The sequence below is a fragment of the Pseudomonas sp. JL23 genome, assembly GCF_056933585.1.
Window position 1 is genome coordinate 327,723 of record NZ_CM167795.1, and the last position, 19,639, is coordinate 347,361.

The window sequence follows — 19,639 nt, forward strand, 5'->3', positions numbered from 1 at the left end:
TCCTGGACCCTGTCGTCCGAAGTTTCTTACGTTTATCTCGGAGTTTGCCGAATGCTTTCTGGTTGGCTGCGCGCCTGTGCGCTGTTGATGGTAGGGCTGGTCAGTGCGTCTGCACTGGCAGCTGAAAAACAACACACCGCCATAGTGGTAGGCGCCGGCATGGCCGGCCTGACGACGGCATATGAACTTCAGGCCAAAGGCTGGCAGGTCACCCTGCTCGAAGCCCGGCCGAACCTGGGTGGTCGCTCGGCCCTGGCGAGCAGCGAGTGGATCGGTAATGCCAAGGTCCAACCGGTGCTCAATCAGTACCTGGATCGCTTCAAGGTCCAGAGCGTGCCTGCGCCGGAATTCGTCCGTACGCCCGGCTATCTGATTGATGGCAGCTATTTCACTGCCGCCGATCTTGCGGTCAAGCAGCCGGAAACCGCCGCGGCTCTCAAGCGTTACGAAGAAACCCTGGATAACCTGGCACGCTCCATCGATGATCCGCAGAACCCGGCGTCTAACAACACCCTGTTCGCCCTGGATCAGATCAACGTCGCCAACTGGCTGGATCGCCTGACTCTGCCCGCCACTGCCCGCCAGTTGATCAATCAGGAAATCCGCAGCCGTTACGACGAGCCTTCGCGCCTGTCGCTGCTGTATTTCGCTCAGCAGTCGAGAGTCTATCGCGGTGTCGATGACCGCGACCTGCGCTCTGCCCGCCTGCCCGGCGGTAGCGGTGTCCTGGCCGAGGCCTTTGCCAAGCAGATCAAGACCATCAAAACCAACTCGCCGGTATCGGCGATTTCCCAGGACAAGGACGGCGTCACTGTCAAGGTCGGCGCGGTTGGTTATCAGGCCGATTACCTGGTACTGGCGGTGCCGTTGCGCGCCCTGGGCAATATCCAGATGACCCCGGCCCTCGATGCCCAGCATCAGGGCGCTCTGAAGAGCACCAACTACGGCTGGCGCGACCAGATCATGCTCAAGTTCAAGACTCCGGTCTGGGACAGCAAGGCGCGCATGTCCGGTGAAACCTTCAGCAACACCGGTCTGGGCATGTTGTGGATCGAGCCAGCCCTCAAGGGCGGCGCCAACGTCATCATCAACCTGTCCGGCGACAATGCGCGCCTGATGCAGGCCTTTGGCGACAAGCAGTTGGTGGATCAGGTGCTGATTCGCTTCCATAACTTCTTCCCGCAGGCCCGTGGCGCGTTTACCGGTTACGAAATTCGTCGCTACAGCACCGATCCTTCGATCACCGGCTCCTACCTGGCCTTTGGCCCAGGGCAGATCAGCAAATACTGGCGTCTGTGGGAAAAGCCGATCCAGCGCGTAGCCTTTGCCGGTGAGCACACTGATCCTCTGTACCCTGGCACCCTGGAAGGCGCCCTGCGCAGCGGTCAGCGTGCAGCCAATCAGTTGCAGGACCTGGCTGCTGGCAAGACCCTGGACGTGATCAAGGTCGGCCCACAGGCTCCGGCTCCAGCCAAACCTGTGGAAACCAAGAAGGCTGACGACGAGCCGGGCTTCTTCTCCCGTCTGTTCGGTGGCAAGGCCGCCGAGAAGGCCCCGGAGCCTATTCCTGCGCCAGTGCCTGCCCCCGCTCCGGCTCCGGAACCTGTGTCAGCACCAGTAGCGCCAGTCGTGGCGCCGATGGTTGCTCCTGCCAAGGCGACGGAACCTGCCAAGAAAGCGCCTGCGCACAAACCCGCAGTGAAGAAAGAGCCCGCCAAGAAAGAACCGGCGAAAAAAGACGCTGCCAAGAAAGAAGCTACCCCGGCCCACAAGGCTCCGGCGAAAAAGGCCGAGCCGGCCAAGACGCCAGCGGCAACCGACGCGAAGAACTGATCGGCTGCCATTGAGCTGAAGCACTGAAAAGCGCGACCTCCTACAGGTCGCGCTTTTTTTTGTGCAGGAAAAATCGTCTATATGTGTAGGTCACTTACAGCCGTTCATCCGCATCCTGAAACCGGTGGTCATGGCGTTGTTTTGTTGGCGCCGGATAATCCGGATGCTCGGCGGGCAAATTCGCTTATGTCCGTCCAGGGTGGGGTTGCATGCGTCAGGACGGCGCCATCGGAAAGCACGGCGGTTTTGTAATAATCGAAATGTTCGATGGTTCAGAGCAAGAATTTGCGCTTTCATTCGATAGATAAAAAGCTAGTCTGTGACCAACTTATACAAGGTATCGGCGATGCAACTGAAGAACTCCTCCTCTCGATACGGTCTGGTCAGCATGCTGCTGCACTGGGGCGTGGCCATTGCAGTATTTGGTCTGTTTGCGTTGGGTTTGTGGATGGTCGGTCTGGGTTATTACGACACATGGCGCAAGGCCGGCCCTGATCTGCACAAGAGCATCGGCCTGACCCTGTTCGCGGTGATGTTGATCCGCGTGGTCTGGCGTCTGCTTAGCCCGCCGCCACCGCCATTGGCCAGTTATGGCAAGTGGACACGTATCGGCGCGGCGTTTGGCCATTTGTTTCTGTATGTCGGCTTGTTTGCCGTGATGTTCGCCGGGTACCTCATTTCCACCGCCGACGGTGTGGGGATCTCGGTGTTTGGCCTGTTCGATGTGCCGGCGCTGATCAGCGGCCTGCCGGATCAGGCGGACAACGCGGGTGTCGTACACCTTTATCTGGCTTGGGTTCTCGTGATCTTCGCGGGGCTTCATGGTCTTGCAGCACTGAAACACCACTTTATCGATCGTGATGTGACCCTCAAGCGCATGCTGGGTCGCAGCTAGTTGTTCAACCCTAATAGGAAGAAAAGCATGTTGAAGAAGTCTCTCGCCGCTCTGGCACTGGGTACCGCACTGTTCACCGCTGGCCAGGCCATGGCTGCTGACTACACCATCGATAAAGAAGGCCAGCACGCCTTCATCGATTTCACTATCAGCCACCTTGGCTACAGCTTCATCCACGGTACTTTCAAGGACTGGACCGGTACATTCAGCTTTGATGCTGCCAAGCCTGAAGACAGCAAAATCAGCATCGACGTGAAAACCGCCAGCGTTTTCACCAACCATGCCGAACGTGACAAGCACATCAGCAGCAAAGACTTCCTGGACGTCGCTACCTACCCGGACGCCAAGTTCGTCTCCACCAAAGTCGCGCCTACCGGCAAGAATGCTGACGGCAAAGTCACCGCTGACGTAACCGGTGACCTGACTTTGCACGGTGTGACCAAGCCAGTTGTGGTCAAGGCCACTTTCAACGGCGAAGGCAAGGATCCATGGGGCGGCTACCGTGCCGGCTTCAACGGTACTACTTCGATCAAGCGTTCTGATTTCGGCAAGATGATGGACCTGGGTCCACAGTCCGACACCATGGAACTGAACATCTCGTTCGAAGGCGTCAAGGCCAAGTAATTGCGCTTGGTTTGAATCGAGTAGGAGGCGGCTTTACAGCCGCCGTCCTCTCACACCACCGTACGTACGGTTCCGTATACGGCGGTTCAAGTTATGCGGCTAAACCGGTTTATCGTATCCAGTACCGAGACTAACCCAAGTTGATCCCATAGCCTCTTCGGCAACGCCTGATTCATATGAGATGCTCCCGAGCTCCACCATGGGCCTCGGCCATTGAAGGCTGATTTGCAGGCACGAGCTTCGCTAAGCCCCAGGCGCATCAAGTTACGCGCCCTCGTTGAGGGCCGCTTCCATTGACGCCAAAGGACGCAGCGGAGCTTGCGCCGCACCCAGCCGTCAATTTCCTCAAGTGGCCGTTTGCTCTGACTGAGCTTGAAGTAGCCTGACCACCCGCGCAGCACAGGGTTTATACGTCCGATGACATTCGCCATCTTGTGGCCCCGTGCCCCGCGCAGCAGCTCCATGAGCCGGTCGCGCAAGCGAGCCAAACTCATCGTTGCCACTCTCAATCTCGGCTGCTGATGCCAGCTCATCCCATAGCCCAAGTAATCACAGAACCACGGACGTGCCACACGGCTCTTTTCCCGATTCAGCGTCAGTTTTAGGCGCTGATTCAGGAAGCGCTCAACACCGGCCAACACTCGCTCGCCCGCACGACGAGTGCGCACATAAATATTCGTATCGTCGGCATACCTCACGAAACGATGTCCCCGTCGTTCCAGCTCGCGGTCGAGTTCGTTAAGCAGGATGTTCGACAGCAACGGCGAGAGCGGGCCGCCTTGCGGCGTCCCCTCCTGTCGTCGGCTGACGATCCCGCTCGACATCGCTCCGGCTTCGAGGTAACGACGGATCAGTCTAAGCACGCGCTTGTCTTCGACGTGACGCTCTATCTTGTCCATCAATACGTCGTGGTTTACTCGATCAAAGAACTTTTCAAGATCAAGTTCCACACACCAGCGGTTGCCCGCTCCTACGTGGTCACGGGCCTTTTCGATGGCTTGATGAGCGCTTCTACCCGGACGAAAGCCGTAGCTATAGTCCGAGAACAGAGGATCGAAGATCGGCGTGAGCTGTTGCAGCAGTGCCTGCTGGATCAGGCGATCCACGACGCTGGGAATACCCAGTTGTCGTGTTCCGCCTTTGGGTTTGGGGATGTCAACGGCGCGTACACCCTGCGGGTGATACTCGCCGACCAGCAACCGAGCCTTGAGGATCGGCCAATACTGTTTCACGTAGCCCGCCAATTGCTCGACCGTCATGCCATCGGTACCCGGCGAGCCCTTGTTGCTGACCACGCGTTGATAAGCACGCCTAAGGTTAGCGGGTGCAAGCACCCGTTCCATCAGCGTGTCCGGCTCCGCGTTCGTCCACGTCACAGACGCCGCCGATACCTGTGCGCTGTCAGCCGTCATCCTCGGATACTGTCCGGGACTCGGAGTAACAGTCTTCTCTGGGAGAAATTTCTGCATTTCGGTATTCAACGAGACTTTGACGCCTACTGGCGGCATACCTTGTTCGGCCCTTGGTGACGGGGTTATTCGCCACTTACTACGGCCTCGGCTGACTTCTGCACGCTCATCCCGTCGCCTCTCGACGCTCGGTAGCACAGTGGCAAACGCGCAGATCTCCCAGGGTAATTCGCGCGACCTTCCTGCTTATGCCTGTCGGATCTACGTCACAGCGTTCCGTGCAAGTATCGGGCTTTGGGAAAATACGCCCCCTTACCCCGCTGTGCCGCCTCATCCGCTTCCTGTTCGTCAGGCCAGCATTTTGCCTCGGGCTTCCTTCAGATTCGCAGTCACCCGCGACACCCTTGCCTCTGGCTAACACTTCCCCTTGCCGGGTGTGTAGAGGACTTTCACCTCCCAGTCACCAGCATGGCCACCACAGCCAAACTGGTTGCGCTACGCGCAACGCGCCATGCCTGGCGCACGTATAAAAAAAGCCGACCCCCAGGGTCGGCTTTTTTATGCGTGGAACTGTGCATTCTGTGGGACCGGCTTTAGCCGGGAATACGCTTTCCGGCTAAAGCCGGTCCCACAGTATCCGTTGTTCAGCTATCGCGATTACGCGTCAGCAGTGCCGGCTTTTCACCGCGTGGGCGGCTTGGCAACTGATCGAGCTGTTCGGGCGACGGGAAACGGTCGCTTTTCGACTCCTTGTGCACGATCTTCGGTTGCGGCTGGCCGTCACGGGCGCCGCGTACGGCGGGCTCCTGACGTGGCTGGTCATCAGTACGGGCCGGGCGACGGTTGCGTGGCTGGTCTTCGCGACGAGCCTGGCCATCACGGCCTGCACCGCCGCCCGAACCATTGCGTGGACCGTTGCGCTTGGCAGCCGGTGCGCCTGCACCCGTACTGGCACCGCCACCGGTATTGCTACGCGGACCGCGACCAGGGGCCGCGCCACCGCGTGGTGCGCCTGCACCGGCGTTAGCAGCGGCGCCGGGAGCTGCCGGAGCACCTGGGCGACGACCACGGCTCTGATTCTTGTTCTGGTACGGGCTGACGTAGTCAGCGCGGTTGCCGAAGTTATCCACTTCGTCATCCAGGAACTCATCTGGGGCACGATCAGGGGCCGGGCGTGGAGCTGCTGCGCGTTGTTCGCCGCGTGGCGTACCTTCGCGTGGCTTCTGCTCACGTGGCTGACGTGCCGGGCGCTCGCCTGCTGCCGCGGCTGCCGGCTTTTCCTTGCCTTTATCCTTACCCTTGTCCTTGCGGCCGCCGCTGTTGCTGGCGGTGCCTTCGCCACGTGGCGCACGGGCGGCACGTGGGTTGCGCACATCCGGACGCTCGCGCACTTCGGGTTTCTCGGCTTCAACGGCCGTGATATCGAAGCCCATCAGGTCGCCATCGGCGATTTTTTGCTTGGTCATGCGCTCGATGCTTTTCAGCAGTTTTTCTTCGTCCGGCGCGACCAGAGAGATCGCCTCGCCGTTACGACCGGCACGGCCAGTCCGGCCGATGCGGTGCACATAGTCTTCGTCGACGTTAGGCAGTTCGAAGTTGACCACATGGGGCAACTGGTCGATATCCAGGCCGCGGGCGGCAATATCGGTGGCGACCATGATCCGCACTTCACCGGCCTTGAAGTCGGCCAAGGCTTTGGTGCGAGCGTTCTGGCTCTTGTTACCGTGGATCGCCACGGCGCTGAGGCCGTGTTTGTCCAGGTATTCGGCCAGGCGGTTGGCGCCGTGCTTGGTGCGGGTGAAGACCAGCACCTGTTCCCAGGCACCCTGAGTGATCAGGTGGGCCAGCAGCGAACGCTTGTGGTTGGCAGGCAGGCGGAACACCCGTTGCTCGATACGCTCGACCGTGGTGTTCGGCGGCGTGACTTCGATGCGCTCGGGGTTGTGCAGCAGCTTGCCGGCCAGGGCGGTGATGTCGCTGGAGAACGTTGCCGAGAACAGCAGGTTCTGGCGCTTGGCTGGCAGGCGTGCGAGGACTTTCTTCACGTCATGGACAAAGCCCATGTCGAGCATGCGGTCGGCTTCGTCGAGAACAAGAATCTCAACGTGGGACAGATCGACGCTGCCCTGGCCGGCCAGATCGAGCAAGCGACCCGGGCAGGCAACCAGTACGTCGACGCCACGGGCCATGGCCTGGACCTGCGGGTTCATGCCGACACCGCCGAAAATGCAGGCGCTGACGAACTTCAGGTCGCGGGCATACAGCTTGAAGCTGTCATGCACCTGGGCGGCGAGCTCGCGAGTCGGGGTCAGGACCAGTACGCGCGGTTGGCGCGGGCCGTGACGCTGGGATTTGTCCGGATGACCATTGGGGAACAGCCGCTCCAGGATCGGGAGGGCGAAGCCGCCGGTTTTACCAGTACCTGTCTGAGCCGCAACCATCAGGTCGCGACCTTGCAACACGGCGGGAATTGCCCGCTGTTGCACCGGGGTAGGCTGGGTATAGCCCGCTGCCTCGATGGCGCGGACTAAAGCCTCGGAGAGACCGAGGGAAGCAAAGGACATGAGTAATCCTGTTCTAAGTGAGGGCTTGGCCCAATGGGAGATCTTGCCCGGCGCGAATGGCGACGAAGTCGCGATCCCGTCCGGTCCTGCGGGGCCTCAAGGTCATCTCGGGACATCAGCGCGGAGAATAAGATGCGCTTTTGGCGTGTCGAGATGCCTGTTGCAAGACCGAGCGTCCGGGCGTAAGCCTGGCGGGAAGGCCGGAGTATAACAGAGCAATCGCTCTGCGCCGCGTTCCTGCTGCTCAACGGTTTTGTGGCGTTATTGCGGCGGCGCTTCAGGCGCCGCTTTTTTGCTGTGAAAGGTGCTGATAAATCGCCTCGCGGCGGCAGCCCAGCAGTTGCTTGACCATCCAGTGGTCGAGCCACGACGCCAGTTGTTGCTGCTGCAGTGGCTGCTTGAGACGCTGCTCGGCATTCTCCCGGGCCTTGTCCCACCAGACTTCGCAGCAGGCGCGGTCGAACTCGTTGCTGTGCTGGTAGCAGCCATAGAGGATTTCACGAATGAACTGGCGTTGCTGCAACGGCACGCTCAGGGTCATGCTGCGGTAGAACAGGCGCTGCCAGCGGGGCGGGCGCGGCAGGCGGGTGGTCACACGGCGGGTGTCGTCGAGCGCCTCTGCGGTGAGCGGCGCGTCGCTGTGCTTGCGCAGCCAGGCGCGGATCTTGGCGCGGAACAGTTGCTTGCGGCTCCAGTAATGGTGAACCAGGTCGGTGCACTCGGCGACTTCCATGTTCCGGTAAGCCGCCACGCCCAGGCAGAACTCTTCCAGGGTGTAAGCGCCGCGGGCCAGGGGGTAAAACTCATCCATCAGGGCAATGGAGCGGTCCAGCAGTTCGCGGTCTTCGTGCATCAGGCCGATCACACCGGAGTTGAGCAACGGCATCTCGTCGTCGGCCAGGCCGCGTTCGGCGAGGATATGGGCCAGTGACTTATGCAGCTCAGAGTCGGCATAGGCGCCATAGCGCTGGTTGAATGCATTGCACAACACCGTGCCGGGCTTGACCCGCTCGAACAGCTTGAACGGCGAGCAGTGGAAAAAGGTATCGGTGTCGATCAGCAGGGCTTGCTGCGACTCTTCAAGAACGGCGCGCAGGGCGACGTGCTTGGTGCGGAAATGATAGCCATGGGGTTGGCTCCAGGCCTTGCGTGTCGCCTCATCCAGCGGGCGCACATGTACCGGCAGCAAGCGATAAGGCTCGGGATTGTCGCTGAATACCTGGATATCCAGAGCCTGATCAGGCGTATCGCGCAGGCAGGCCAGAGCACTGGCGATGCTGAATACGGCTTCCTGATGGTATGTCTCGGCACCGAAAACCAGATAGATAAGTTGCGGGCGAGGTTGGATCTTATTGGGTGGAGTCAACTGCTTAGTCCGTTATCCAAGGCATGGAGACCCTGTGCTTGCGCCAGGGTCACCGAATAAACATGACCTGAATGTGCCAGACATGCCGCAACAAATAAATCAGTGTTTAGCGCGGCAGTTGCAGATTGTTCCAGATCGTCAGGCTAGGTTCAGCCTGATTCAACGTGTAGAAGTGCAGGCCAGGGGCTCCGCCCTGCAACAGTTGTTCACACATTTGTGTGATCACTTGTTCACCGAAAGCCTGAATGCTTTTCACGTCATCACCGTAGGACTCCAGCTGTTTGCGGATCCAGCGAGGGATTTCCGCGCCGCAGGCATCGGAGAACCGTGCCAGCTTGCTGTAGTTGGTGATCGGCATGATGCCCGGCACGATCGGGATGGTGACGCCCATTTTCCGCACACGCTCGACGAAGTAGAAGTAGCTGTCGGCGTTGAAGAAGTACTGGGTGATCGCGCTGTCGGCACCGGCCTTGGCCTTGCGCACGAAGTTGGCGATATCGTCTTCGAAATTACGAGCCTGTGGGTGCATCTCCGGATAAGCAGCCACTTCGATATGGAAGTGATCGCCGCTTTCTTCACGGATGAACGACACCAGGTCACTGGCATAGCGCAGTTCGCCACCGCTCATGCCCATGCCCGAAGGCAGGTCACCGCGCAGGGCGACGATGCGTTTGATGCCCGCATCCTTGTATTGCTTGAGCAGGCCACGCAGATCGGCCTTGCTGTCGCCAACGCATGACAAATGCGGGGCGGAGGGAATGCTGACTTCTTTTTCCAGCTGCAGCACGGTGTTGATCGTGCGATCGCGAGTGGAACCACCGGCGCCATAGGTGCAGGAGAAGAAATCGGGTTTCAGGCTGGCCAGCTGACGAGCGACGGTCAGCAGTTTTTCATGGCCGGCATCGGTCTTCGTCGGGAAGAACTCGAAGCTGTAGCGACGGTCTTGGGACATGATGAAATCCTTGGAAGCGCAAGCGACTGACACCAATTCCTTGTGGGAGCGGATTTATCCGCGAATGCGATATTACATCCGACAGTTTGTGCCGGTTGTACCAAAGCTTTCGCGAATAAATTCGATCCCACAGGAGCGGCGTCAAACCATCAGTAGCGGTATGCGTGCGGCTTGAACGGACCTTCGACGGTCACGCCGATGTAATCGGCCTGGGTCTTGGTCAGCTTGGTCACCACGCCGCCGAAGCCGCGCACCATTTCCAGGGCCACTTCTTCGTCGAGCTTCTTCGGCAGAACTTCAACGGTCAGGCGCTCGGCTTGTTGAGCCGGTGCCAGGTCGGCGTACTTCTGGCCGAACAGGAAGATCTGGGCCAGAACCTGGTTGGCGAACGAGCCGTCCATGATGCGGCTTGGGTGGCCGGTAGCGTTACCCAGGTTCACCAGACGGCCTTCGGCCAGCAGGATCAGGTAGTCATCGTTGTGCGGATCGAAGGTGCCAGCACCGGTACGGTGAATCTTGTGAACCTGTGGCTTCACTTCTTCCCATGCCCAGTTCTTGCGCATGAAAGCTGTGTCGATTTCGTTGTCGAAGTGACCGATGTTGCAGACCACGGCGCGCTTTTTCAGGGCCTTGAGCATGTTCGCGTCGCAGACGTTAACGTTGCCGGTGGTGGTCACGATCAGGTCGATCTTGCCCAGCAGGGCCTTGTCGATGCTGGCTTCGGTGCCGTCGTTTTCACCGTTGATGAACGGCGAAACCAGTTCGAAACCGTCCATGCAGGCTTGCATGGCGCAGATCGGGTCGACTTCGGTGACCTTGACGATCATGCCTTCCTGACGCAGGGACTGGGCCGAGCCCTTGCCCACGTCACCGTAGCCGATGACCAGCGCTTGCTTGCCGGACAACAGGTGGTCGGTGCCGCGCTTGATCGCGTCGTTCAGGCTGTGACGGCAGCCGTACTTGTTGTCGTTCTTGCTCTTGGTGACCGAGTCGTTGACGTTGATCGCAGGGATCTTCAGCTCGCCCTTGGCCAGCATGTCCAGCAGGCGGTGTACGCCAGTGGTGGTCTCTTCGGTCACGCCGTGGATCTTGGCCAGCATCTGCGGGTATTTCTTGTGGATGATCTCGGTCAGGTCGCCGCCGTCGTCGAGGATCATGTTGGCGTCCCATGGCTGGCCATCCTTGAGGATGGTCTGCTCGATGCACCACTCATACTCTTCTTCAGTCTCGCCTTTCCAGGCGAACACGGCGATACCGGCGGCAGCGATAGCGGCAGCGGCCTGGTCCTGAGTGGAGAAGATGTTGCACGACGACCAGCGAACTTCGGCACCCAGGGCAACCAGGGTTTCGATCAGTACGGCGGTCTGGATGGTCATGTGGATACAGCCGAGGATCTTCGCGCCCTTGAGCGGTTGCTCGCCGGCATATTTGCGGCGCAGACCCATCAGGGCAGGCATTTCGGATTCGGCGATGATGGTTTCGCGACGACCCCAGGCAGCCAGGGAGATGTCGGCGACTTTAAAGTCGGTGAAACCGGCGGGCGTGTTTACAGCGCTCATAAAGAGACTCCATTCGTAGTGTGCGAATGGGCGCCGTTGTGCGTTTAAGGCTCGAGCAGGCGACCTGGAAGGTCGGCTCGAACAACGCCCCATCCGAGCCTGACAGGTGAAAACCTGCTGCAGCGCCCCTCGGACAGGTGGCGGGAAAACGGTATCAGGGAACGATGACCGTTTTTTGAAGCGGTGGCGATTATAACGGCGTCGACGGATTAGCCCAAGGGCTTGATGCGTTTAAATGACCAGTGACTAATCGCGACCATAGTAGATGTTCAATGGAGGTAAATGGTCTGGGCTGGCACTATGCTGCTTATCTATATGGCAGACGCTCAGGAGTGATCATGAATTTCCATACCCGCAAATGGGTCAAGCCCGAAGACCTCAACCCCAACGGCACCCTGTTCGGGGGCAGTCTGTTGCGCTGGATCGATGAGGAGGCGGCGATCTACGCCATCGTGCAATTGGGCAACCAGCGAGTGGTGACCAAGTACATCTCGGAGATCAACTTCGTCAGCGCCTCGCGCCAGGGCGACATCATCGAGCTGGGCATCACTGCTACCGAGTTCGGTCGCACCTCGATCACCCTGAGCTGCCACGTGCGCAACAAGATCACGCGCAAGAGTATCCTGACCATCGACAAACTGGTGTTCGTCAACCTGGGCGAAGACGGTACGCCTGCCCCCCATGGCCGGACCGAGATTCGCTACATCAAGGATCAGTTCGAGCCGGGATAATCGACCGCTGTAGCGCGATGCCACGCCATTGCGTCGCATCGCTGCCAGTTGCCGGGCTCTTTCAGGGCTGAGCGGTGGCTTGCATGAACTCGCCAAGCTCGCGGGCATAGAAACGGGCAAACCCGGTTGTGCTGTGTCCGCGGGTCTCGCTGCTGGCAGGAATCAGCACCAGACGAGCATTTTTCAACTGAGCCAAGGCCGACTGCATTGTCCCGGTCTCGGGCGGATTTCGCTCGTCGTCTGCGCTATTGATCGCCAGTAGCGGTGCCTTGATAGCTGACAGTTGCTGCGACGGGTCGTAGTCTGCCGAGGATTGCCACTGATAGATAAAGTCGTTGGCATCGCCCGGCAGAGGCGCCGCCAGACGCTCATCGACCAGCTTGTCCGCCTGCGCTCGTGTCGGCGCCGATGTCTGATAGGCAAGGGTGCCGCCACTGGTGGCCAGGCCGAACATGACGTTGGCTGTACGCAATGACGGGGGCGGGCTGGTGTAGTTGCCGTCTTTCCACGCTGGGTCCTGCTTGATGGATTCGACCAGCATGCGCCGCATCATCCAGTTCCGCGAGGACATGGGCGTTGGCTGGGAAGCCATCGGCACGAGGCCGTCCATCATGTCCGGCCAGCGCTCTCCCCATATCCAGGTCTGCATCCCGCCCATGGAGTTGCCGATAATCAGGCGCAGGTGTTTGATTCCCAGCCCCTCGCTGATCAGGCGATGCTGGGCCTCGACCAGATCTGTGTAGTTGTATTGCGGAAATTTGCTTCGCAAACCATCAGACGGCTTGCTCGATTTACCGACGCCAATCCCGTCCGGGGCAATGATGTAGTAACGGCTGGCATCCAGTGGTTGTCCGGGGCCGAACAGCTCACCCGCAAAGTCTTTGCCCAGCATGTCACTGGCCGGGCGATTGGTGCCATGCAGATAAAGGATTGCCGGGTTTTTCGGGTCCCCGACTGTGACGTAGCTCAAGCGCAGGTTGTCGAGCTTTTCGCCGGTATGGAAGGTAAAGGACGGCGCGGTCCATTCACCCTCAGTTGCTGCTGGCAAGCTTGCGGCGCTGACCGGAGCCAGAGTTGCCTCGGCCAGAAGGAGAACGCTGGCACACAAGCCGATTTTCAAATGGTGCATTTCTACTTCCTTTTTTGTTGTTGTCGGGAGGAGAAACCAAAGTGTCGCGCTTCAGGCCTGGCGTTTACGCCAATCCCGCAGCCACTGCAAGCCTTCACTGGTATCGCCTTTAGGGCGGTATTCGCAACCGATCCAGCCTTCATAACCCAGTTGATCGATCATTTCGAACAGGTACGGGTAATTCAGTTCGCCCAGGCTTGGTTCATGACGGTCCGGTACCCCGGCGATCTGGATATGGCCGATCCCGGCGAAGTCACGGCGCAGCTTCATGGTCACGTCGCCTTCGACGATCTGGCAATGATAGAGGTCGAACTGCACCTTCAGATTGGCCGCGCCGACTTCCTTGCAGATGGCCTGGGCCTGATCCTGGCGGTTCAGGAAAAAGCCCGGGATATCGCGAGTATTGATCGGCTCGATCAGCACCGTAATGCCAGCTTTGGCTGCCTGTTCGGCGGCGTAGGCGAGGTTTTCCAGATAGAGCGCGTGATGGCGCTCGCGCAGGTCCTCGCTTGGCAGCAGCCCTGCCATGACGTGAATCCGGTCGTTGCCCAATACTGCAGCGTATTCCAATGCCTGCCCGATGCCTTCGCGGAACTCGCTCTCGCGGCCCGGCAGTGATGCCGTGCCGCGTTCACCCGTGGCCCAGGCTCCCGGCGGTGCGTTGAACAGCGCCTGGACCAGTCCGTTGTCGTCCAGGCGTTGCTTGAGTTGCGCGATGCTGAAGTCATAGGGGAACAGAAACTCGACCGCCTCGAAACCATCGGCAGCGGCCGCGTCAAAGCGCGCGAGGAAGTCGTGTTGCGGGTAGAGCATGCTCAGGTTGGCAGCGAAGCGAGGCATGTGAACTCCAGTCTTTCAGATCAGACGAATGGCCAAAGCAGCAGGGTAGTCAAAAAGCCCAGCGTGCCCAATACCGTTACCAGTACGGTCCAGGTGCGCAGGCCATCACCGACGTTGAGGCCGGCCAGTTTGGTGAACATCCAGTAGCCGGCGTCGTTGATATGCGACATCGCCAGACCGCCACCGCCCATGGCCAGGCACAGCAGGGCCAGGTGGTTGGCGCTCAGGTTCAGGGTCGCGATCAGCGGGCTGAGGATACCGGCAGTGGTCACCAGGGCCACGGTGGTCGAACCCTGTACTGCGCGCAGCAGCAAGGTCAGCAGGAAACCCAGGGCCAGCACCGGCAGGCCGGTATTGCGCAAGGCTTCGGAGACTACGGCACCGATACCGGTATCGACCAGGACTTTACCGAACACGCCACCGGCACCGGCAATCAGGATCACCATGGCAACGCCCGGCAATGCCGAACCCACCACATCGGACACCTGGCTGCGGCTCCAGCCACGGCGCGAACCCAGCAGCCAGGCGCACAGCAGGGTGTCGATCAGCAGCGCCACCAGCGGTGCGCCGAGTACGGTGAGGATGCTGCGCAGGGTCGAATCGGCCGGCAGCATGGTGGTGGCCAGGGTGCCCAGCAGAATCAGGATGATCGGCAGCAGGATCAGGCCAATGATCATGCCGAAACCGGGCGCCGGAGCGGCTGGCAGGCGGGCAGCGAGGCTGCTGGCGCTCTCTTCCAGGCCCAGGGTCTTGGCGTGGGCGGCTTCGCTGGTCTTGGAGTAGTCGTCGTTGGCCCAGGCCACGAGGTCTTCGTTGGTGATATGCGGGCCATAGACTTCAGCGCGGATATCGTCGGTCATCGGGTAGACCTTGCGGGTCATGCGCCCGGCAATGAAATAGCCGATCAGGCACAGCACGCCGACAATCGGCAGACCGAACATCAGTACGCGGCCCAGGTCCGCACCCAATTGCGCGGCAGCAGCGACGGCACCCGGATGCGGCGGCAGAAAGGCATGCACCGACAGCAGTGCAGCACACATCGGCAGGGCGAATACCAGCAGCGGTTTGCGGGCGGCGCGGGCGACACCATAGGCGAGGGGCATGAGGATAATCACGCCGACTTCGAAGAAAACCGGGATGCCGACCATGAAACCGGCCACGGTCAGGGCCAGTGGCGTGCGCTTGTTACCAAAGCGCTTGATCAGAGTCTTGGCCAGCGCCTCGGCGCCGCCGGACAGCTCGATGATGCGGCCGATCATTGCTCCGAGGGCGATGATGATCGCGATATGGCCAAGCGTCTTGCCCATGCCGCCTTCGATGGTGGCAACCAGATCGCTGGGCTTAACCCCGGCAACCAGGGCGACGATGATGCTGACCAGCATCAAGGCCACGAACGGTTGGAATTTGTACTTGAGAACCAGGAACAGCAGCAGGGCGATACCGGCACCGGCAACGCACATCAGCATTAATGGCGTCATGCCCGGTCACTCCCACGCAGGGTGGATAGGGCGGTACGCGAATCGAACGTCAGGGTGGCGCGATACGTGTGAGTCATGCTCGAAGTTCCTGTTGTTATTGTTTTCCGGCGTTGCCGGGGTGTTGGCTTTTCAATTTATTTTTTCTGTGGGACCGGCTTTAGCCGGGAAGACGTATTCCCGGCTAAAGCCGGTCCCACGGTTGCCCCAGGCGTTAGTTACCATCGCGCCCCAAAAACCTGACGCAACTCTTCCAATGCCGCTTCGTCCAGCGGTGCAGGGCGCGGTTGGGTCATCAGCCACAGGCGGGCGGTCTCTTCCAGTTCTTCCAGGGCATAGCTGGCCTTGGAAACCGAGCTTTCCCAGATCACCGGGCCGAGGCGCTCAAGCATCACGCCACGCACGCTGTTGGCCAGTTGCGCGACACGTTCTGCGACCTTGTCGGAGCCGGGGCGCTCGTAGTTGATCAAGGGGATCGGACCAACCTTCATCACCTGGTACGGGGTCAGGGGCGGCAGAATGTTGTCCTGCTGCCAGACGCCCGCCAGGGTCAGTGCCACTAGATGCGTGGAGTGGGTATGCACCACGCCGCCGACAGCGGGATTGCGGTCGTAGACCTGGCGGTGCAGGGCCAGGGTCTTGGACGGCTTGTGCCCGGAGACCCATTCCCCGGCCCGATTGACCTTGGCGATGGTGGCCGGATCGAGGCGGCCGAGGCAGGCGTCGGTCGGGGTGATCAGCCAGCCATCGTCGAGGCGTGCGCTGATATTGCCCGCGCTGCCGACGGTGTAGCTGCGCTCATAGAGCTGGCGACCAACGTCACAGATTTCTTCGCGCAGGGCGCTTTCGTTGCTCATTGCACGTCCCCCGCCAGGTGGCGCAGGGCCTTGGCGAAGAAGTCGCGGCCACCGAAGTTGCCGGATTTCAGCGCCAGGGCCAGAGGCCGCTCGCCGCTGCTGACCGTGGCCGGAACGCCGGGATCGATTTGTCCACCAATCTGCAACAGCTTTACGCCCAGGGCCTGGACCACAGACCCGGAGGTTTCCCCGCCGGCAACGACGAACCGTCGCACACCGGCGTCGAACAGACCCTTGGCGATTTGCCCCAGCGCCTCTTCGACCATGGCACCGGCGCGCTCGACGCCCAGTTGTGCCTGCACGGCTTTGACTTCATCCGGGCTGCTGGTGGCGTAGATCAGTACGGTTGCTGCGCTGTCACGGGCAAAGGCCAAAGCCTGCTCGACCACCGGCTGACCGGCGGCCAAGGCCAGCGGGTCTATGCGCAGGGCCGGGCGCCCGGCTTCCAGCCAGGCCGCGACCTGACCGTTGGTCGCCAACGAGGCGCTACCGGCCAACACCACTTCCTTGCCAGAGATGCTCTGCAGGCTGGCGGCATCTTCGCTATGGCGCAGCTTGCCAGCCTTGCGGAAATTCTCCGGCAGGCCCAGGGCCAGGCCCGAACCGCCGGTCAGCAACGGCAGGTCAGCGCAGGCGGCGCCCAGAACATAGAGGTCGGCATCCGACAGCGCATCGGCCACGGCCATGCCGATTCCGGCTGCGCGCAGTTCGGCGATCTTGTTGCGTACGCTTTCCACGCCCTTGGCCACGCTGTCGTAGCGCAGCAGGCCGACATTGAGGCGGGTCTGGGATTGCAGCACGCGGACCAGATTGGCATCGGTCATGGGTGTCAGCGGGTGATTCTGCATGCCGGATTCGTTGAGCAGTTGGTCCTGCACGAACAGATGGCCGCGGAAAATCGTCCGGCCGTTTTCCGGAAACGCCGGGCAGGCCAGGGTGAAATCACTGCCCAGGCTGGCGAGCAAAGCTTCGCTGACCTGGCCGATATTACCGGCGGCGGTGGAGTCGAAAGTCGAGCAGTACTTGAAGAAGATCTGCTCGCAGCCGCGCTCGCGCAACCACTCCAGAGCCGCCAGAGATTCGACGACAGCGTCTTCTACCGGCGTGGTACGGGACTTGAGGGCGATGACGATGGCGTCGGCATCCAGACCTTCAGCCATTTGCGCGCTGGGAATGCCGATGCTCTGCACGGTGCGCATGCCGCCGCGCACCAGCATATTGGCCAGGTCCGTGGCACCGGTGAAATCGTCGGCGATGCAGCCCAACAACGGGCGTGGGGAGGAAAGACTCATGATGCGTTCCTCAGGCCTGGTCGGGTTTGGCGACTGGCAGCTCGATGCCAGGGAAAATCTTGATCACGGCAGAGTCGTCTTCACGGCCAAAACCGGCACTGGAAGCCTGCATGAACATCTGGTGAGCGGTGGCCGACAGCGGCAGCGGGAATTTGCTGGCGCGAGCGGTATCCAGCACCAGGCCCAGATCCTTGACGAAAATATCCACAGCCGAAAGCGGCGTGTAGTCCGCCTTGAGGATGTGCGGCACGCGGTTTTCGAACATCCACGAGTTACCGGCGCTGTTGGTGATCACTTCGTACAGGGCGTCGGCATCGACACCTTCACGCAGACCCAGGGCCATGGCTTCGGCGCTGGCAGCGATATGCACACCGGCCAGCAGCTGATTGATGATTTTGACTTTCGAGCCCAGACCATGGACGTCGCCCAGGCGATAGACCTTGCCTGCCATACCGCTCAGCACCGCGTCGGCCTTGGCGTAAGCGTCAGCCGGGCCGCTGGTCATCATGGTCATCTGGCCAGCAGCGGCCTTGGCGGCGCCGCCGGAGATCGGCGCATCGAGGTACAGCAGGTTCAGGTCGGTCAGACGCTGGCCCAGTTCGATGGCGAAGGTCGGTGCGACGGTGGCGCAACCGATGACCAGGCTGCCGGGACGCAGCGCAGCAATGGCACCGTTCTCACCGAACAACACGGTTTCGGTCTGCTCGGCATTGACCACGACCGTGATGATCACATCGCAGGCTTGGGCCATGGCCGCCGGGGTTGCGCAGGCGACACCGCCCTCGCTGGCGAACTGCTCGGTAACAGCGGCACGCACGTCACAGGCATGCACCTTGAAGCCGCTACGCAGCAATGAACGGGCAATTCCCAAGCCCATGGCGCCCAAGCCGATAACACCAACGTTCTGGTTATTCATGCGTGCAACCCTCGGATGTCTGCCGATGCCCGTTCAGCTGGCATGCGGTCGATATTGTTAGAAACTGTGAAATAGATAGTGAATCAATGAGCAAATAATGTGAAGTATTTTTATCGTTCACATGGATTCACATTGACGGGCGTCACGATGCGGCCGCGCTTGTCGGAGCGGATCTTGAGTGATGCCAGGAGAGCGATGCTTTTTGTAGGACGCGCACAACTAATGTGGGACCGGCTTTAGCCGGGAAGGCGTTTTTTGCTGATCAAGGAGGTGTAGTGGGTGCACTGGCCTCTTCCCGGCTAAAGCCGGTCCCACCAAAGGCGTTCCTCCAGTTGGCAGCTTTCGCTACGCCAACAACAACTCCACCCGCTGCTTGCGAATCCCGTCCGCCGCCGCCTGGGCTAGGTCGGCGTCGCTGATGATGGTGTCGAACTGTTCCAGCCCGGTGACCTTGTACATGCCGAAGGTGCCGTATTTCGAGCTGGTCGCGACCAGTACGGTCTGCGAGGCGGCCTGCATCGCGGCCTGCTTGACCTCGACCTTGAGGGCCGATGGCGTGGTGGTTCCGCGTTGCAAGTCCCAGGAGCTGGTGGACATGAAGGCAATGTCGGTCGCCAGTTGGCGCAAGGTCGCTGCGGCCAGGCCGCCGACGCAGGACATGTTCGGATGGTCGAGCAGGCCGCCGGTATGGATCACGTCGACATGGCTGGCCTCGGCCAGGGCGTTGACGATGCCGAAGTCGTTGGTAACCACGGTCATGCCCGACAGGGCGACGATGTGCGGGACGATTTCCAGGGTGCTGGTGCCCGCATCCAGGTAGACCGTCATGTCGTTATGCAGCAGACCGGCTGCCAGGCGGGCCATGCGCTGTTTTTGCGGCAGCTCGATGACCGCCTTGGACTGATGGCTCGGTTCGCTGTGGACTTGGCTGGCGATACGCACGCCGCCGGTCACTGAATAGGCGCGGCCTTCCTGTTCCAGCAGAGCGATATCGCGGCGGATGGTCATGTGTGAGCAGTCGAACATCTCCACCAACTGATGCACGCTGAGTACCTGATGCTTGCGTAGCTGGCGCAGCATCAGCTCCCGACGCTGATCGGGGATCATCGGTGCACCGCCAATGACGGCGATCTCCTCTTCGCTGGACATGCTTTCTCCTGTGGCCTGTGGGACCGGCTTGGCGGCCATGTTAGCCAA

At 60.6% G+C, this 19,639-nt stretch carries 16 protein-coding genes and 1 riboswitch; of the genes, 4 read left to right on the plus strand and 12 right to left on the minus strand.

Going from position 1 to position 19,639, the window contains the following annotated elements; translation table 11 throughout:
* Positions 1 to 51 precede the first annotated feature (51 nt).
* The 3 genes from AC1Z24_RS01575 (at position 52) to AC1Z24_RS01585 (ending at position 3,352) form a co-directional block, all read left to right on the plus strand.
* A complete protein-coding gene (locus AC1Z24_RS01575; protein WP_483744310.1) occupies positions 52 to 1,833 on the plus strand; it encodes an FAD-dependent oxidoreductase in 1,782 nt (593 codons plus the stop codon).
* 346 nt (positions 1,834 to 2,179) lie between these two features.
* Complete coding sequence (locus AC1Z24_RS01580) at positions 2,180 to 2,728, plus strand: cytochrome b (RefSeq protein WP_259101569.1); 549 nt, start codon at positions 2,180 to 2,182, stop codon at positions 2,726 to 2,728.
* Between the two features lie 27 nt (positions 2,729 to 2,755).
* Positions 2,756 to 3,352 carry a YceI family protein gene (locus AC1Z24_RS01585; RefSeq protein WP_259101571.1) on the plus strand — a complete coding sequence of 199 codons (597 nt, stop codon included), beginning with the start codon at positions 2,756 to 2,758 and terminating at the stop codon, positions 3,350 to 3,352.
* Between the two features lie 86 nt (positions 3,353 to 3,438).
* On the opposite strand, the gene ltrA is transcribed toward AC1Z24_RS01585, so the two are convergent.
* The 5 genes from ltrA to ahcY form a co-directional block, all read right to left on the minus strand.
* Entirely contained in the window at positions 3,439 to 4,860 is a 1,422-nt protein-coding gene (gene ltrA, locus AC1Z24_RS01590) for a group II intron reverse transcriptase/maturase (protein WP_483743767.1), read from the minus strand.
* Between the two features lie 545 nt (positions 4,861 to 5,405).
* Entirely contained in the window at positions 5,406 to 7,325 is a 1,920-nt protein-coding gene (gene rhlE2, locus AC1Z24_RS01595; RefSeq protein ID WP_483744311.1) for an RNA helicase RhlE2, read from the minus strand.
* 277 nt (positions 7,326 to 7,602) lie between these two features.
* Positions 7,603 to 8,691 (minus strand): hypothetical protein, encoded by a 1,089-nt coding sequence (locus AC1Z24_RS01600; RefSeq protein WP_483744312.1) that lies wholly within the window; start codon positions 8,689 to 8,691, stop codon positions 7,603 to 7,605.
* 106 nt (positions 8,692 to 8,797) lie between these two features.
* A complete protein-coding gene (metF, locus tag AC1Z24_RS01605) occupies positions 8,798 to 9,643 on the minus strand; it encodes a methylenetetrahydrofolate reductase [NAD(P)H] (RefSeq protein WP_483744313.1) in 846 nt (281 codons plus the stop codon).
* A gap of 149 nt (positions 9,644 to 9,792) precedes the next feature.
* Positions 9,793 to 11,202, minus strand: coding sequence for an adenosylhomocysteinase (gene ahcY / locus AC1Z24_RS01610; protein WP_483744314.1), 1,410 nt, complete (start codon positions 11,200 to 11,202; stop codon positions 9,793 to 9,795).
* 21 nt (positions 11,203 to 11,223) lie between these two features.
* Positions 11,224 to 11,339: riboswitch (S-adenosyl-L-homocysteine riboswitch) on the minus strand.
* Between the two features lie 201 nt (positions 11,340 to 11,540).
* Between ahcY and AC1Z24_RS01615 the strand changes: the two genes are divergently transcribed.
* Complete coding sequence (locus tag AC1Z24_RS01615) at positions 11,541 to 11,933, plus strand: acyl-CoA thioesterase (protein ID WP_310504114.1); 393 nt, start codon at positions 11,541 to 11,543, stop codon at positions 11,931 to 11,933.
* Between the two features lie 61 nt (positions 11,934 to 11,994).
* Here AC1Z24_RS01615 and AC1Z24_RS01620 read toward each other — a convergent pair whose 3' ends face one another.
* The 7 genes from AC1Z24_RS01620 to AC1Z24_RS01650 all read right to left on the minus strand — a co-directional run bounded on the left by AC1Z24_RS01620 (position 11,995) and on the right by AC1Z24_RS01650 (position 19,591).
* The gene (locus AC1Z24_RS01620; protein ID WP_483744315.1) at positions 11,995 to 13,062 is read right to left on the minus strand and encodes an alpha/beta fold hydrolase; all 1,068 of its coding nucleotides are present in this window, start codon (positions 13,060 to 13,062) and stop codon (positions 11,995 to 11,997) included.
* 51 nt (positions 13,063 to 13,113) lie between these two features.
* Positions 13,114 to 13,902 carry a 2-oxo-tetronate isomerase gene (otnI, locus tag AC1Z24_RS01625; protein ID WP_483744316.1) on the minus strand — a complete coding sequence of 263 codons (789 nt, stop codon included), beginning with the start codon at positions 13,900 to 13,902 and terminating at the stop codon, positions 13,114 to 13,116.
* 20 nt (positions 13,903 to 13,922) lie between these two features.
* Entirely contained in the window at positions 13,923 to 15,380 is a 1,458-nt protein-coding gene (locus AC1Z24_RS01630; protein ID WP_483744317.1) for a GntT/GntP/DsdX family permease, read from the minus strand.
* Positions 15,381 to 15,595: 215 nt separating this feature from the next.
* Positions 15,596 to 16,234 carry a 3-oxo-tetronate 4-phosphate decarboxylase gene (gene otnC, locus AC1Z24_RS01635; protein ID WP_483744318.1) on the minus strand — a complete coding sequence of 213 codons (639 nt, stop codon included), beginning with the start codon at positions 16,232 to 16,234 and terminating at the stop codon, positions 15,596 to 15,598.
* The gene (gene otnK, locus AC1Z24_RS01640) at positions 16,231 to 17,526 is read right to left on the minus strand and encodes a 3-oxo-tetronate kinase (protein ID WP_483744319.1); all 1,296 of its coding nucleotides are present in this window, start codon (positions 17,524 to 17,526) and stop codon (positions 16,231 to 16,233) included. Before otnK ends, otnC begins: the two co-directional genes overlap by 4 nt.
* 10 nt (positions 17,527 to 17,536) lie before the next feature.
* Entirely contained in the window at positions 17,537 to 18,442 is a 906-nt protein-coding gene (ltnD, locus tag AC1Z24_RS01645; RefSeq protein WP_483744320.1) for an L-threonate dehydrogenase, read from the minus strand.
* A gap of 345 nt (positions 18,443 to 18,787) precedes the next feature.
* Positions 18,788 to 19,591: a DeoR/GlpR family DNA-binding transcription regulator gene (locus tag AC1Z24_RS01650; RefSeq protein WP_259101597.1), complete on the minus strand. Its 804-nt coding sequence runs from the start codon at positions 19,589 to 19,591 to the stop codon at positions 18,788 to 18,790.
* Between the last annotated feature and the right edge of the window lie 48 nt (positions 19,592 to 19,639).

Bases quoted from the DNA above. Each gene is read 5' to 3' on its own strand.
- AC1Z24_RS01575 (WP_483744310.1), top strand. From the start codon at position 52: ATGCTTTCTGGTTGGCTGCGCGCCTGTGCGCTGTTGATGGTAGGGCTG.
- AC1Z24_RS01580 (WP_259101569.1), top strand. From the start codon at position 2,180: ATGCAACTGAAGAACTCCTCCTCTCGATACGGTCTGGTCAGCATGCTG.
- AC1Z24_RS01585 (WP_259101571.1), top strand. From the start codon at position 2,756: ATGTTGAAGAAGTCTCTCGCCGCTCTGGCACTGGGTACCGCACTGTTC.
- ltrA (WP_483743767.1), bottom strand. From the start codon at position 4,860: ATGCCGCCAGTAGGCGTCAAAGTCTCGTTGAATACCGAAATGCAGAAA.
- rhlE2 (WP_483744311.1), bottom strand. From the start codon at position 7,325: ATGTCCTTTGCTTCCCTCGGTCTCTCCGAGGCTTTAGTCCGCGCCATC.
- metF (WP_483744313.1), bottom strand. From the start codon at position 9,643: ATGTCCCAAGACCGTCGCTACAGCTTCGAGTTCTTCCCGACGAAGACC.
- ahcY (WP_483744314.1), bottom strand. From the start codon at position 11,202: ATGAGCGCTGTAAACACGCCCGCCGGTTTCACCGACTTTAAAGTCGCC.
- AC1Z24_RS01615 (WP_310504114.1), top strand. From the start codon at position 11,541: ATGAATTTCCATACCCGCAAATGGGTCAAGCCCGAAGACCTCAACCCC.
- AC1Z24_RS01620 (WP_483744315.1), bottom strand. From the start codon at position 13,062: ATGCACCATTTGAAAATCGGCTTGTGTGCCAGCGTTCTCCTTCTGGCC.
- otnI (WP_483744316.1), bottom strand. From the start codon at position 13,902: ATGCCTCGCTTCGCTGCCAACCTGAGCATGCTCTACCCGCAACACGAC.
- AC1Z24_RS01630 (WP_483744317.1), bottom strand. From the start codon at position 15,380: ATGACGCCATTAATGCTGATGTGCGTTGCCGGTGCCGGTATCGCCCTG.
- otnC (WP_483744318.1), bottom strand. From the start codon at position 16,234: ATGAGCAACGAAAGCGCCCTGCGCGAAGAAATCTGTGACGTTGGTCGC.
- otnK (WP_483744319.1), bottom strand. From the start codon at position 17,526: ATGAGTCTTTCCTCCCCACGCCCGTTGTTGGGCTGCATCGCCGACGAT.
- ltnD (WP_483744320.1), bottom strand. From the start codon at position 18,442: ATGAATAACCAGAACGTTGGTGTTATCGGCTTGGGCGCCATGGGCTTG.
- AC1Z24_RS01650 (WP_259101597.1), bottom strand. From the start codon at position 19,591: ATGTCCAGCGAAGAGGAGATCGCCGTCATTGGCGGTGCACCGATGATC.